This is a genomic window from Xanthomonas maliensis, from assembly GCF_009192945.1.
Lineage (GTDB): Bacteria > Pseudomonadota > Gammaproteobacteria > Xanthomonadales > Xanthomonadaceae > Xanthomonas > Xanthomonas maliensis.
Map to the genome: position 1 here is coordinate 16,468 of NZ_NSET01000098.1, position 13,616 is coordinate 30,083.

The 13,616-nt window shown below is 66.0% G+C and carries 12 protein-coding genes and 1 pseudogene; all 13 read right to left on the reverse strand.

What is annotated here, in order from left to right:
- Positions 1 to 7: 7 nt before the first annotated feature.
- On the reverse strand, positions 8 to 2,374 hold the full coding sequence (gene bamA, locus CKY51_RS21645) for an outer membrane protein assembly factor BamA (protein WP_170292363.1): 2,367 nt from the start codon (positions 2,372 to 2,374) through the stop codon (positions 8 to 10).
- An 83-nt stretch (positions 2,375 to 2,457) separates the two neighbouring features.
- Complete coding sequence (gene rseP / locus CKY51_RS21650; RefSeq protein WP_152249968.1) at positions 2,458 to 3,804, reverse strand: RIP metalloprotease RseP; 1,347 nt, start codon at positions 3,802 to 3,804, stop codon at positions 2,458 to 2,460.
- Between the two features lie 26 nt (positions 3,805 to 3,830).
- On the reverse strand, positions 3,831 to 5,021 hold the full coding sequence (locus CKY51_RS21655; RefSeq protein ID WP_022973465.1) for a 1-deoxy-D-xylulose-5-phosphate reductoisomerase: 1,191 nt from the start codon (positions 5,019 to 5,021) through the stop codon (positions 3,831 to 3,833).
- Between the two features lie 2 nt (positions 5,022 to 5,023).
- Positions 5,024 to 5,851, reverse strand: coding sequence for a phosphatidate cytidylyltransferase (locus CKY51_RS21660; RefSeq protein WP_022973466.1), 828 nt, complete (start codon positions 5,849 to 5,851; stop codon positions 5,024 to 5,026).
- Positions 5,848 to 6,606 (reverse strand): polyprenyl diphosphate synthase, encoded by a 759-nt coding sequence (gene uppS / locus CKY51_RS21665; protein WP_022973467.1) that lies wholly within the window; start codon positions 6,604 to 6,606, stop codon positions 5,848 to 5,850. The genes CKY51_RS21660 and uppS overlap by 4 nt, the downstream gene beginning before the upstream one ends.
- Positions 6,607 to 6,623: 17 nt before the next feature.
- Positions 6,624 to 7,181: a ribosome recycling factor gene (frr, locus tag CKY51_RS21670; protein WP_022973468.1), complete on the reverse strand. Its 558-nt coding sequence runs from the start codon at positions 7,179 to 7,181 to the stop codon at positions 6,624 to 6,626.
- Positions 7,182 to 7,374: 193 nt separating this feature from the next.
- Positions 7,375 to 8,097 (reverse strand): UMP kinase, encoded by a 723-nt coding sequence (pyrH, locus tag CKY51_RS21675; protein ID WP_152249985.1) that lies wholly within the window; start codon positions 8,095 to 8,097, stop codon positions 7,375 to 7,377.
- A gap of 103 nt (positions 8,098 to 8,200) precedes the next feature.
- Positions 8,201 to 9,718 carry a sensor domain-containing diguanylate cyclase gene (locus CKY51_RS21680; RefSeq protein WP_022972075.1) on the reverse strand — a complete coding sequence of 506 codons (1,518 nt, stop codon included), beginning with the start codon at positions 9,716 to 9,718 and terminating at the stop codon, positions 8,201 to 8,203.
- Positions 9,719 to 9,852: 134 nt separating this feature from the next.
- On the reverse strand, positions 9,853 to 10,731 hold the full coding sequence (gene tsf / locus CKY51_RS21685) for a translation elongation factor Ts (RefSeq protein ID WP_152249987.1): 879 nt from the start codon (positions 10,729 to 10,731) through the stop codon (positions 9,853 to 9,855).
- Between the two features lie 169 nt (positions 10,732 to 10,900).
- Entirely contained in the window at positions 10,901 to 11,701 is an 801-nt protein-coding gene (rpsB, locus tag CKY51_RS21690; RefSeq protein WP_022972077.1) for a 30S ribosomal protein S2, read from the reverse strand.
- 308 nt (positions 11,702 to 12,009) lie between these two features.
- On the reverse strand, positions 12,010 to 12,711 hold the full coding sequence (locus CKY51_RS21695; protein WP_022972078.1) for a fimbrial biogenesis chaperone: 702 nt from the start codon (positions 12,709 to 12,711) through the stop codon (positions 12,010 to 12,012).
- A gap of 2 nt (positions 12,712 to 12,713) precedes the next feature.
- Positions 12,714 to 13,022 (reverse strand): hypothetical protein, encoded by a 309-nt coding sequence (locus tag CKY51_RS21700; RefSeq protein ID WP_022972079.1) that lies wholly within the window; start codon positions 13,020 to 13,022, stop codon positions 12,714 to 12,716.
- Positions 13,023 to 13,087: 65 nt separating this feature from the next.
- Positions 13,088 to 13,616 (reverse strand): annotated as a pseudogene (locus CKY51_RS21705) (Csu type fimbrial protein); the annotation flags it as partial.

Genomic DNA, 13,616 nt, shown 5'->3' on the forward strand with positions numbered 1-13,616 from the left:
TGCCGGACTAGAACTGTCCGCCGAAGGTGAACTGCAAGCGTTCGATTTCGTCGTTGTCTTCCTTCTTCAGCGGGAACGCGTAGCTGATCGAAATGGGGCCGACCGGAGCGCGCCACAACAGGGCGACACCGGTGGAGGCGCGCAGTTCGTTGGCCTTGAAGTTGTCCACGCCGTTGTACACGTTGCCGAAGTCGACAAACGCCGACACGCGCGCCGACGGGCTGTCGAACAGCTTGGGGAAATACATTTCCACCGAACCCACGGTCTTGAACGAGCCACCCAGCGGCTGGCCGCGGCTGAAGCCGTTGATGGCTTCCGAACGCGGGCCCAGCGTGTTGTCTTCGAAGCCACGGACCGAATTGGTGCCGCCGGCGTAGAAGTTCTCGTAGAACGGCAGTCCGCTCGCGGTGACGGTGCGGGTACTGCCATCCGGGTTGGTCAGCACGCGTGTGCTGTCTTTGCCGTAACTGTCGCCGTAGCCCAGTTCGAAACGGGTATTCACCACCAGTGCCGGGATGATCGGCCAGTACTTGGAAATCTGGTAGTTGAGCTTGTAGTACTCGACGGTGGAGCCGGGCAGGGTGGTCTCCAGTCCGACGCGCTGGTACAGGCCGCGCGTCGGCATGAAGAAGTCGTTGCGGGTATCGCGCGCCCAGCCCAACTCGGTGCGCCAGGCGTGGAAGGTGCGCGTGCCGATCGCATTGATGTAGTCGATGATCGCCTGCGGCGTGGTGCCGGCGAAGGTGGTGATCTGGTTGCTGTCGATGCCGAACATCGCCGAGACGGTGTCGTTTTCGGTGATCGGCACGCCGAACACCACCTGCGCCGAACCGTTCTTGCTGTTGAACTGCGCGGTGTTGAAGTCCGAGTAATCCAGTGCGCGCCAGGACAGGTTGTAGCCCAGCGACACGCCGTCGTCGGTAAAGAACGGGTTGGTGTAGGAAAATGCGTAGCGCTGCTGGTAGCTGCTGCGCGAGGCTTCCACTGCCACGCGGTTACCGCCGCCCAGGAAGTTGTTCTGCGACAGCTGCACCGAGGTGGTCACGCCGAAGCTCTGCGAGTAACCGAGGCCAAACACGAAGCTGCCGGAGGTGGTCTCCTTGACGTTGAACACCACATCGACCTGGTCGTTGCTACCGGGCACCGCGGGCGTTTCCACGTCCACGCTTTCGAAGTAGCCCAGGCGCTGCAGGCGGATCTTGGAACGGTCGATCGCCGCCTGCGAGTACCAGGTGTTCTCGAACTGGCGCATTTCGCGACGCAAGACTTCGTCGGAGGTCCGGCTATTGCCCTTGTAGAGGATGCGGCGCACGGTCACGCGCGGGCCCGGCACCACCTGCAGGTTGACTGCAACGGTGCGATCTTCGCGATTCGGGGTCGGGATCGGATTGACCTTGGCGAAGGCGTAGCCGACGTTGCTCAAGGTATTGGTGATCGCGTCGGAGGTGTATTCCAGCAGCGCGCGCGAGAAGATGTCGCCGGCCTTGGGGATCACCAGGCGCTCGATGTCGGCCTGCGGCAGGATGGTGTCGCCGGTGACCTTGATCTCGGAAATCTTGTACTGCTCGCCCTCGGTGACGCCGGCGGTGATGAACATGTCGCGCTTGTCGGGGCTGATCGACACCTGGGTGGAGTCGATGCTGAAGTCGACATAGCCGCGGTCCAGGTACCAGGAGTTGAGCTTCTCCAGGTCGCCGGACATCTTCTCCTTGGAGTACTGATCGTCGCGGCGATACCACGAGGCCCAGTTGTGCTCCTTGGATTCCCAGTTGTCCAGGATGTCCTCGTTGGCGAACTTCTCGGTGCCGATCAGGTTGACGTGGCGGATCTTGGCCGCCTTGCCTTCCTTGATGGCGATCGCCACATCCACGCGGTTGCGGTCCAACGGACTGACGGTGGGGGTGATCTGGACGTTGTACTTGCCGCGGTTGTTGTACTGACGGGTAAGCTCCTGGGTCACGCGGTCCAGGCTCAGACGATCGAAGGTGCCGCCCTCGGACAGGCCGATGTCGCCCAGGCCCTTGAGCAGTTCCTCGGACTTGATGTCCTTGTTGCCGGTCACGGTGAGCTTGTTGATCGCTGGGCGCTCCTTGACCGTGATCACCAGGATGTTGCCCTGACGGTCCAGTTGCACGTCCTCGAAGAAGCCGGTGCGGTACAACGCGCGGATCGCGTCGGCCACCTTGGCGTCGTCGACGGTGTCGCCGCGATTCACCGGCAGGTAGGTGAACACGGTGCCGGAAGCGATGCGCTGCAGGCCGTCGACGCGAATGTCGCTGGCGACGAACGGCTCGGCGGCCAGGGTGACGGCTGGCAGGCTGAGGCCGGCGGCAAGAGCGAGGGCAAGCAGTCGACGAGAGGGGAGACGCGTCATGTCACATCCGGTTGGAGTCGATTTCGGGTGTTGCTGGGTGCCGGCGTATGACGACGACAACAGGCGAAAGGAATAGAGCAGCTTCATCGTGGAACTATGTCAAGGATGTCGTTGTAGAACGCCAGGCCCATCAGCCCGGCCAGGAACGCCAGGCCGACGTATTGCCCCGCGATCATGGCCCGTTCGCTGAGCGGGCTGCCCTTGACCAACTCAATAAGGTAATACAGCAGGTGCCCACCGTCCAAGATTGGGATGGGCAGCAGGTTGATGATCGCCAGGCTGAGCGAGAGCAGGCCGAGGAAATACAGAAACCAGTCCAGCCCGCGCTCGGCCGAGGCATTGGCGGCCCGGGCGATGGTGACCGGGCCGGAGATGTTCTTCACAGAGGCCTGGCCGGTCAGCATGCGCTTCATCATGCCCAGCGAGTCGGCGGTCATGCGCCCGGTCTCGCGAATGGCGGCCGGCACGGCGGCGAACAGTCCGTACTGCTGGCGGCTGTCGTAGGCGGGGGCCGGAGTGGCCGCAAAGCCGACGCCCAGCATCCATTGTCCCTGCGGCGAACGACGCGGGCTGATTTCCAGTGCGAGCCGGTCGCCGTCGCGGGCCACCTCGATCATGCCGCTGCCGCCTTGCGCGCCCAGTGCCTGCAGTTGCGGGGGGATTTCGTCGGCAGAGCGGATCGGCTGGCCATCGATGGCCACGATGCGGTCGCCAGGCTTGAGCAGGCCATCGGCCGCCGACCCGGCTACCACCTTGCCCACCACCGGCGGCTGCAGCATGAACTGCCAGCCGATCCCGGCCAGGGACGCGACCCGGCGCTCGTCGAAGCCGACCGGCAATTGCGATAGCCGCAGCTGGTGTTCGCTGTTGCCGCCATCGGCATCCACGGTCAGCACCGGCACATCGCGACGGTCCATGGCCGCGGTGGTCAGCAACATGCTGGCCTCGCTCCAATTGCTGACGGCGCGCTCGCCGATACGCACGATGCGCTCGCCGGGGGTCAGTCCGGCTTCGGCAGCCAACCCGTCGGCGCGGCCCACGGTGGCCGAGTAATCCTGCTTGCCGACCACGAACATCGCCCACAGCAGGGCCATGCACAGCAGCAGGTTGGCGATCGGGCCGGCGGCAACGATGGCGATGCGCTGCCAGACGGTCTTGCGGTTGAAGGCTTGCGCGTATTCGGACGGATGGACCTCGCCTTCGCGCTCATCGAGCATCTTCACGTAGCCGCCCAGCGGGATGGCCGCCACCGCGAACTCGGTGCCGTGGCGATCGCGGCGCATCCATAGCGGGCGACCGAAGCCGACCGAGAACCGCAGCACTTTCACCCCACAGCGGCGCGCGACCCAGAAGTGGCCGAATTCATGAAATGTCACCAGCACGCCCAGGCTGACGATCATCCACCAGACCGAACCGATGAAATCACCCATGGATGCAACTCGGCGGCGTGAAGCGGTCAGGCATGCAGGGACGGATGGGCGAGGGCGCGTTCAGTGATTCGCCGTGCCTCGGCATCGGCGGCGAGCAAGGTGTCCAGGGTATCGGCATTGTGGCGCGGAAGGGTGGCCAGGGCGTGTTCCACCAGCGCCGGGATCGCTAGGAAACCCACCTGGCCCTGAAGAAAGGCTGAAACAGCCACTTCATTGGCGGCATTCAGCACCGCCGGAGCGGTGCCGCCCGCCCGGAGCGCGTCCCAGGCCAGGCGCAGGCAGGGGAAGGCGTCGGTATCCGGCGCCTCGAAATCCAGCCGGCCCTGTTGCAGCAGGTCGAGCCCGGCGACCCCGGATTCGATCCGCTCCGGCCACGCCAGGCCGACCGCCAGGGTGGTGCGCATATCCGGCAGCCCCAGTTGCGCCAGGGTGGAACCGTCGACGAATTCGACCAGCGAATGCACCAGGCTCTGCGGGTGCACCAGCACGTCGATCCGGTCGCCGGGCAGGCCAAAGAGGTGATGTGCCTCGATGACTTCCAGCCCCTTGTTCATCAAGGTCGCAGAATCGACCGAGATCTTCGGTCCCATCGACCATTTCGGGTGGGCGACGGCCTGCGCCGGCGTCACCGCGGTCAACGCGTCGCGGTCCCAGCCACGGAACGGGCCGCCCGACGCGGTCAGCACCACGCGGCGTACGCCGCGGCTGGCATCGCACGACCGCAGACACTGGAAGATGGCGCTGTGCTCGCTGTCGATCGGGATGATTTCCGCCCCGGCGCTGGCGGCGACGCGGGTCAGCAGTTCGCCGGCCAGCACCAAGGATTCCTTGTTGGCCAGCAGCAGGCGTTTGCCGGCACCGGCGGCGGCCAGGGTGGAAGACAGCCCGGCCGCGCCTACGATGGCGGCAACCACGGTGTCGCAGGCGTCGCTTTCGGCCAGCGCGTCCAGTGCCTGGGGGCCGGCATGCGCCTGGGTGTCCAGCCCGGCCGCGCGCAGGCCGTCGCGCAGGGCCGGATACAGCGCCGGCTCGGCAATCACCGCATGCGCGGGACGATGGCGTTCGCACAGGGCGAGCAAGCCCTCGACCTGGCGGCCGGCTGCCAGCACGCTGGCGCGCAACTGCTGCGGATGGCGTGCGATCACGTCCAGTGCCGAGGCACCGATGGAGCCGGTGGCGCCGAACACCGCCACCTGACGAAGAGACGAGCCGGTCATGATCAGAACCCGAGGATATCCTTGCCGAGGGCGAACACCGGCAACGCGGCCAACACGCCGTCGACCCGATCCAGCACTCCGCCATGGCCGGGAATCACCGCCCCGGAGTCCTTGGCGCCGGCATGGCGCTTGAGCAGGCTTTCGAACAGGTCGCCCAGGACCGAGGCCAGCACCGCCAGCACCGCCACGACGATCAACTGGGGGACATGGGCCAAGGTCAGCCCGGCCAGCCAGCCGAAGGCGCAGGCCACCGCCACTCCCGCGAACAGTCCGCCCAGCAGGCCTTCGATCGTCTTGTTCGGACTGATCCGCGGCGCCAGCTTGTGGCGGCCGAACTGGCGGCCGGCGAAGTAGGCGCCCGAATCGGCCGCCCACACCATGGTCAGCGCGGTCAGCAGCCACAGGTTGCCCTTGTCCGGATTGGCGTGCAGCAGCACCAGCGAGGCCCAGGCCGGCAGCACCGCCAGGGTGCCGGCGGCCAGCTTCAGTGCGCGCGCCTGGCCATTGCCATGGTCGGCCCCGAAACCGAAGAAGCGCAGCCACAGCAGTGCCAGCAGCCACCAGGCCACGCCCACCAGCGCGGCGATCTGGAACAGCACCATGGCGCCGGCCGAAGCCCACACCAGCAGCACCATCAGCAGCAGGTTGAGCATCAGCAACACCGTGCGCGGCAGGCTGTCGTCGATGCCGGCGAGCTTGAGCCACTCCCACAGGCCGGTGAGGAACAGCACCGCCGCCAAGGCGGCCAGCCATTGGGTTGGCAGCAGCACGATCGCGCAGATGGCGAGCGGCGCCATGATCAGCGCGGCGATCACACGGGTCTTGGTCATGCGGGAGACGTCTCGGCGGCCAGATCGGCGATCTGCGCGCTGGTCAGGCCGAAGCGGCGTTCGCGCCCGGCATAGGCATCCAGGGCCTGCTGCAACGCGGCCGCATCGAACTCTGGCCACAGCACATCGGTGAACCACAATTCGGTATACGCCAGTTGCCAGAGCAGGAAGTTGCTGATGCGGGTATCGCCACCGGTGCGAATGAACAGGTCCGGTGGCGGCAGGTCGGCCAGTGCGACCCGGCTGGCCAGCAAGGCCTCGTCGATCTGTTGCGGTTGCAGCCGGCCGGCGGCCACGTCCTCGGCCAGCGCACGCGCCGCCATGACGATGTCCTGGCGGCCGCCATAGCTGGCGGCAATGCTCAGGACCAACCGATGATTGCCAGCGGTACTGCGTTCGGCGGCCGCCATGCGCTGGCGCAGCGTCTCGTTGAAGCGGCTGCGCTCGCCGATGAAACGCACCTGCACGCCGCGCCGATGCAGTTCCTCGACCTCGCGGTCAAGCGCATGCAGGAACAGCTTCATCAACGCATCGACTTCTTCCTGCGGGCGCCCCCAGTTCTCGCTGGAGAACGCGAACAGCGTCAGCGCGCCCACGCCTTTTTCCAGGCAGACGTCGATGGTGCGATTGACCGCGCGCGCGCCGGCACGATGGCCGATCATGCGCGGGCGCCGACGCCGCTGCGCCCAACGCCCATTGCCATCCATGATGATGGCAATGTGGCGCGGAATGGCAGCCGGCGCGGCAGGACACATGGCAGTAGAGGCCACGGTCAGACCGTCATCAATTCCTGTTCCTTGGCCTTGACCACTTCATCGACGTCCTTGATCGCCTTGTCGGTGATCTTCTGGATCTCGTCTTCGGTGCGGCGCACGTCGTCTTCGGTGACGGCCTTGTCCTTGAGCAGATCCTTGACCTGCTGGTTGGCGTCGCGGCGGACGTTGCGGATCGCCACCTTGGTGTCTTCGCCTTCGCCATGCACTGCCTTGCTCAGCTCCTTGCGGCGCTCTTCGGTCAGCGGCGGCAGGTTGAGCCGGATCACGGTGCCGACGACGGTCGGGGTCAGGCCGAGGTCGGAGGCGTAGATGGCCTTCTCGACGTCCTTGATCATGCCTTTGTCGAACAGGCTGATGACCAGCGAGCGGCCTTCGGAGACGCTGATGCTGGCGACCTGGTTGAGCGGGGTGTCGGCGCCGTAGGCCTTGACCTTGATGCCATCCAGCAGCGCCGGCGAGGCGCGCCCGGTGCGCACGGAGGTCAGGGAGTGGCGCAGAGCATCGATGCTCTTGGTCATGCGCGTTTGCGCGTCTTGTTTGATCTGGTTGAGCATCGCCGAAGGTCCTGGTGACTCGTAATTGATCGATTATAGCGGGCGCGGCGCCCGGCGGCCGAGGCGGTGCAGCAAAAGCGGGCCGTGCGGCCCGGGCGGTTCATGGCGGGCGGGGTGGCCCGCCGGGGACGGCGGCGCCCGCCAGGGCGGTGCGGAGTGGGGCAGGGCCGTCAGCCGGCCCCATCCGTCGTGTTCAGCTGCGGCCCTGGACCAGGGTGCCGATCTGTTCGCCGCGCAGGATGCGCAACAGCACGCCAGGCTCGTTCATGCCGAAGATGCGCAGCGGCAGGTCGCTGTCGCGCGCCAGCGCGAACGCAGCGGTATCCATCACTTCCAGGCCCTGCAGGATGACTTCGTCGTAGCTGAGGCTGTCGTAGCGGACGGCATCGGCGTGCTTCTTGGGATCCTTGTCGTAGACGCCGTCGACCTTGGTGGCCTTCAACAGCAGATCCGCACCGATTTCGATCGCACGCAGCGCTGCGCCCGAATCGGTGGTGAAGAAGGGATTGCCGGTGCCGGCAGCGAAGATCGCGATGCGGCCTTTCTCCAGGTGGCGGATCGCACGACGGCGGATGAAGTCCTCGCAGACGTCGTTGATCTTGATCGCGCTCATCACTCGCACCTTGGCGCCGAGCTTTTCCAGCGCATCCTGCATGGCGAGCGCATTGATCACCGTCGCCAGCATGCCCATGTGGTCGCCGGTCACGCGATCCATGCCGCTGGCTGCCAGGCCGGCGCCGCGGAAGATGTTGCCGCCGCCGATCACCAAGGCGACCTGGGCACCGGCCTGTTGCGCCTCGATGACTTCGTGGGCCAGGCGATTGATCACTTTGGGGTCGATGCCATAGTCCCCATCCCCCATCAACGCCTCTCCGGAAAGTTTGAGAAGAATGCGGCGATAGGACAATTCGGACATGGGGGGGCCTCGGGGGTAAGGGGACAAACGCCGGCAATTCTAGCGGAAGCCCGCCCATGGGCGTGGTAAAAATTCCTTTGTCGCCGCCAAAGACCGTGGCTGCTCAGTGCTTGCTCGGTGGTGCCGGCGTGTGCAGCTCGGTCGCATCGTGCACGACCACGCGATTGCGGCCGCGATGTTTGGCGCGATATAGCGCGCTGTCGGCGACCTGCAGCAGGTGATCGATGCTGTCAAAATGGCTGCCGCTATGGGTCGCCAGCCCGGCAGAAAAGGTGATGTGCAACGGGCCGCCGGACAGCTGCGCCATCGGCGTGCGCGAGGTTTCGGCCAGGATGCGTTCGATCACCATCAATGCCGCCTCGCCGGGCGTATTGGGCAGGATCACCAGGAATTCCTCGCCACCGTAGCGTGCGACCAGGTCGCTGGTGCGGACCATGCGCAGCAGCGTCTGGGCGAAATTGCGCAGCACCTCGTCGCCGACCAGATGGCCATGCGCATCGTTCACGCGCTTGAAATCGTCCAGGTCGATGAAGGCGATCGACAGCGGCCAGCCCTGGCGCGTGGCCAATTCGAATTCATGGCTCAGTGCGGTGCCGAGCTGGTGGCGGTTGAACACGCCCGTCAAGGCGTCGCGGCTGGCCTGCTCGGCGAGGTGACGCAGACGATTTTCCGACTCGTCCGCGTGACGGCTGGCTTCGGCCATTTCCTGCAACTGCCGCAGGTTGCGCAACATCGCCAGTTCGCGGGCCTGTTCGAAGATCAGCTGGATGTGTTCCGGCGGCGGGACGCGAATGTCGAACAGCGCATCCAGCTCCGGCAGCGATTCGGCGATGCGCTCGATGACCTTCTCGAAGCGTTCGGCGTCCAGCGCCAGCACCTGTTCGGTCTGCTGCTGCGCCTGTGCGGTGGCATTGTCGGCGCTGCTGGACAACCAGATGTCGGCCAGTCGCCCGGAGAGCGCCACGCAGGCCAGGAACGGCTGCAGTGCGGCGGGGTCGTCTTCGCTGTGGGCGATGGCCTCTTGCAGGTAGGGTGGCAACTGCCATTGCTGGGCGAGCCAGGCGCCGATTTCGGCATGAGTGGCGCCCAGTTGCCTGCGCTCGGCGTCCAGCAGCGCGGCGCTGTCCAGGCCTTGTTCCAGCAACGGCGCGTACAGCTGTGGTGCGCCCTGCAACAACGCGAGCTTGCCGATGTCCTGCAGCAGGCCGGCGAGCATGAGCTCCTCGGGTTTGCGCAGGCCATGGGCCTGGCCGAGGATGCGGCTGGCCAGTGCGCACAGGCCAGCGCGGCGCCAGATCCGCTCATGCAGCGGATGGGCCTGGAAGGTGCTGCGCACTCCATGCACCATCGAAAATCCCAGTGCCAGACTGAGTGCGGCGTTGAGCCCCAGCATGCTCAACGCCTGGCTCAGGTGGTCGATCCGGCGACGGTTGGCGTAGAGCGGCGAATTGGCCACGCGCAACATGCGTGCGCTCAGCGCCATGTCCATGCCGATGACCTTTGCGGTGGTGGTCATGTCCACGTCCGGGTCCTGCGCCAGGGCGATGATGCGCAGCGCCACGCCCGGGGGCGACGGCAAATTGCGGCAGTAGTGCAGGGCGGCCTGGAGATCTGGTTGCATGGGCGTGGTCGTCTATTGTCGCAAGCATACAGCCGTGTCGAGGCGTGTGCTGCCGGGCGCGGCCGGATGCACGGCGGCCCAAACGCAAAAAGCCGCGGCACTGCCGCGGCTTTTTGCGTGTTACGGGTGAGGAATCAGGCCAGTCCAGCCTGCTTCATCACTTCGGCGGCGTAGTCCTCGACCACCTTCTCGATACCTTCGCCAACGGCCAGACGCTGGAAGCCGACCACATCGGCACCGGCAGCCTTGACCGCCTGCTCGACGGTCTGGTCGGTGTTGAGCACGTACGGCTGGCCGTACAGCGTGACCTCGTTGACGATTTTGCTGATCTTGCCGCTGATGATCTTCTCGAGGATCTCGGCCGGCTTGGACTTGTCCTTCTCGGACATCTTGGCCAGTTCGATTTCCTTTTCCTTGGCGACAAAGTCAGCCGGCACATCGGCAGCCTTCACGTACGGCGGGTTCATCGCGGCAATATGCATGGCGATGCCGCGAGCGAGCTCGGCGTCGCCGCCCTTCAGCTCGACCAACACGCCGATGCGGCCGCCGTGCACGTAGGCCGCGACGTTGTTGGCGCTATCGATGCGGGCCAGGCGACGCACCTGCACGTTCTCGCCGACCTTGGCGATCACAGCGGCACGCAGCTCTTCCACGGTTTCGCCGCTGGCCAGCTTGGTGCTCTTCAGCGCGTCGGCATCGGCGGCACCAGAGCTCAGCGCGGTCTTGGCGACGGTCTCGGTGAAGGCCAGGAAGTTCTCGTCCTTGGCGACGAAGTCGGTCTCGGAATTGACTTCCACCAGCACGGCCTTGCCGTCGGTCTGGGCCATGGCAATGCGGCCTTCGGCGGCAACGCGGTCGGCCTTCTTGTCAGCCTTGGCCAGGCCCGACTTGCGCAGCCACTCGGCAGCGGCGTCGATGTTGCCGCCGTTCTCGGTGAGTGCCTTCTTGCACTCCATCATGCCGGCGCCGGTGCGCTCGCGCAGTTCCTTGACCAGGGAAGCAGTGATTTCCACGGGATTACCTCGTATGGACGAATGCTGGGGCGGACGGAGTCCGCCGTTGCGGAGCGGCGCAGAACATGGGGCCACTCACGGGGATGCGGTGGATCGGCAGGGGCGGGCCGCCTGCGACGATCGTCGCAATTGCGGCCGCACAGCATCGCGCGGCCGCATTGCACGCCGATTACTCGGCGGTGGCGTCGGCCTTCTTGTCGCCCTTCTTGGCAGGTGCGCGACGGCCCTTGCCTTCGTCGGCGGCATCGGCCGAGAACTCTTCCTCACGCACGGTGGCGGCGTTCGGCGCGGCGGCCTTGCCTTCCAGCACGGCGTCGGCAGCGGCGCGGGCGTACAGCTGCACGGCGCGGATGGCGTCGTCGTTGCCCGGGATGGCGTAGTCGACCAGGGCCGGATCGTAGTTGGTGTCGACCACGGCGACCACCGGGATGCCGAGCTTCTTGGCTTCCTTGATGGCGATGTCTTCATGGCCGATGTCGATCACGAAGATCGCGTCCGGCAGACGGTTCATTTCCTTGATGCCGCCCAGCGAGGCTTCCAGCTTGTCGCGCTCGCGACGCAGGCCCAGCACTTCGTGCTTGACCAGCTTCTCGAAGGTGCCGTCGGTCTCAGCCGCTTCCAGCTCCTTCAGGCGCGCAACCGACTGCTTGACGGTGCGGAAGTTGGTCAGCGTGCCGCCCAGCCAGCGCTGGGTCATGAACGGCATGCCGCAACGCTCGGCTTCTTCCTTGATGGCTTCGCGCGCGCTGCGCTTGGTGCCCAGGAACAGCACGGTGCCGCGCTTCTGTGCGATCGAGGAGAGGAAGTTCATCGCGTCGTTGAAGAGCGGAACGGTCTTCTCGAGGTTGATGATGTGGATCTTGCCGCGAGCGCCGAAGATGTACGGGGCCATCTTCGGGTGCCAGTAACGGCACTGGTGGCCGAAGTGGACGCCGGCTTCGAGCATCTGACGCATGGTGACCTGGGGCATTGCATGACTCCTGATAATGGAATCCTCGCCATGCGCGCCTTTTGGACTGGTCGCTCATGGATGGCGGGTTTGCGCGACGGTTCGCGTCAAACACTCGCACGGAAGATTCCGGGGTTGGGCTTCCCTGTCGCCTCCGTGACGAACCTCTTGCGAGGCACCCCGGCACGGATGGCGGCGACAGGTGTGAATTCGTCGGTGACGTCCGACGTGGACGCGCTGGCATGCGGCGCACGACCAGCTGCGGGAGTATAGCCGCCAGGCCATTGGCATGCAATCTGCGTCATGCCATCGGCCGGAACCCCGCGGGCTCAGGGGTCGAGTGCGAGCATGCTCTCCGGATCGCCGTTGATGCGGGCGACGAAGCGCCCGTCCGCCAGTGGCAGGCCGGCGGGCAGGACCCAGCGCCGGCTCTGGCCGGGCAGGACATAGCCGGCCAGCGCCTCGCGCACGCTGCGGCGACTGCCGTCGTTGCCGAGATAGGTCAGATCCGCCAGGCGAGCGTGACCCTGACCACTGTTGGAGACGGTCAGGACAGTGGTGCCACCCTCGTGGAGCAGGCGGGCGTGCAGGCGCGGATGGACGTCTGCCGGCGGGCTGGGCTGGATGAACACTGGGGTCGAATAGCGCAGCAATGTCGGCTCGCCATTGGTGCCGTCCTGGGTCACCACCAGACGGTAGCTGTCCTCTTGCTGGCTCGGTGCCGGGCTCAGGCGGATCAATCGCAGCAGTTGGCGTGAATTGGCCGGTATTTCGAAGCGTTGCGGGCTGACGGTCGCGGTCGTGGCCGGTTCGAGCACATCACGGCCATCCACCTGGCGCCATCGGTAGAGCCGGGCCTCGGCCTGCCAGGGGGTGCTGCCCTGGTTGTAGACCCAGGTCGAGGTCTGGGTGCTGTCGGCGGCGATCAGTGCAGTGATCGGGGCGATGGCGATCTCTGCCGCAACGCCAGGGCCGGCCACCAGCACGCAAGCCAGGCAGATGGCATGCCAGCGGCGACGACGGGCGGCCATGCTCAGAACGCGACGGTGGTGAAACGGGCGGCGGCGGCGCCGGCCGGGGTCGGCCCGGCCAGGGCGCTGGCATCGTGGGCACTGGTGGCGGCCGGTTCGGCTGCCGACGTCGGCGCGCTCACCGCAGTCGGAATCCCGCGGGCACAGTCGGCTCGGGCGGGGGCCGTGCGAAGCTCGCAGCCGCTGAGCAGCCGCAGACCGATGTGCAGGGTGGAGTTGTCCACGCCGTGACCCGTCTCGGCCGCGGCAAGCGGTGCCGCGCAGCTCAAACAGGCCAGCAGGATTCCGCGCGAAAGAGTGACCAGAGTCATAAGGCAATCGGTTGCAGGAAGGTCCCCTCAGATAACGACGTGACCGAGCGCAACTTTATGAATGGTCAGTAAGTTATGGTCACCGTTACCGTGTCGGTGTAAGCGCCGGCCGCCGGGGTCTGCGGGGCCGGGGCCCGGCCGTAGACGGTGACCGTCTGGGCAGTGCCGGTGCCGGTGCTGTTGAGGGTGTCCACGCCAATGCTGGTGCCCCAGCGCGCGCTGCGCGCCGGGTCGCGATACAGCTCGTAGGTAATGAAGTTGCTGCTGCTGCCCTGACGCATTCGGCGGGTGCCGCTGCTGGCATTGACGCCATCGTCCAGGCCGATATTCCAGGCAGTGCGGTTGGTGCAGGTCAGGCTGATGGTCGACGTGCGATCGATGGCCGATGCGATGCTGCCGGCGATGCTGCCGAAATCCAGGTCGGTGGTCACATAGGTGTTGCAACGCGCCGGCACGCTCGCCGAGGCGGTGAACGGGAAGGCATTGCTGACCAGCTTGGCGCCGCTACCGCCTGCGTTGCAATCGTTGGGTGGGCTGGGGGGTTGTAGGCATAGCGCAGGACGACGTCGGCGCCGCTGAAAATGCTGCTGTGGG

Excerpts from the sequence above, each read along its gene's own strand:
- CKY51_RS21680 (WP_022972075.1), bottom strand. The coding sequence starts at position 9,718 with ATGCAACCAGATCTCCAGGCCGCCCTGCACTACTGCCGCAATTTGCCG.
- rpsB (WP_022972077.1), bottom strand. The coding sequence starts at position 11,701 with ATGCCCCAGGTCACCATGCGTCAGATGCTCGAAGCCGGCGTCCACTTC.
- pyrH (WP_152249985.1), bottom strand. The coding sequence starts at position 8,097 with ATGTCCGAATTGTCCTATCGCCGCATTCTTCTCAAACTTTCCGGAGAG.
- frr (WP_022973468.1), bottom strand. The coding sequence starts at position 7,181 with ATGCTCAACCAGATCAAACAAGACGCGCAAACGCGCATGACCAAGAGC.
- CKY51_RS21700 (WP_022972079.1), bottom strand. The coding sequence starts at position 13,022 with ATGACTCTGGTCACTCTTTCGCGCGGAATCCTGCTGGCCTGTTTGAGC.
- CKY51_RS21660 (WP_022973466.1), bottom strand. The coding sequence starts at position 5,851 with ATGACCAAGACCCGTGTGATCGCCGCGCTGATCATGGCGCCGCTCGCC.
- rseP (WP_152249968.1), bottom strand. The coding sequence starts at position 3,804 with ATGGGTGATTTCATCGGTTCGGTCTGGTGGATGATCGTCAGCCTGGGC.
- CKY51_RS21695 (WP_022972078.1), bottom strand. The coding sequence starts at position 12,711 with ATGGCCGCCCGTCGTCGCCGCTGGCATGCCATCTGCCTGGCTTGCGTG.
- CKY51_RS21655 (WP_022973465.1), bottom strand. The coding sequence starts at position 5,021 with ATGACCGGCTCGTCTCTTCGTCAGGTGGCGGTGTTCGGCGCCACCGGC.
- uppS (WP_022973467.1), bottom strand. The coding sequence starts at position 6,606 with ATGTGTCCTGCCGCGCCGGCTGCCATTCCGCGCCACATTGCCATCATC.
- bamA (WP_170292363.1), bottom strand. The coding sequence starts at position 2,374 with ATGACGCGTCTCCCCTCTCGTCGACTGCTTGCCCTCGCTCTTGCCGCC.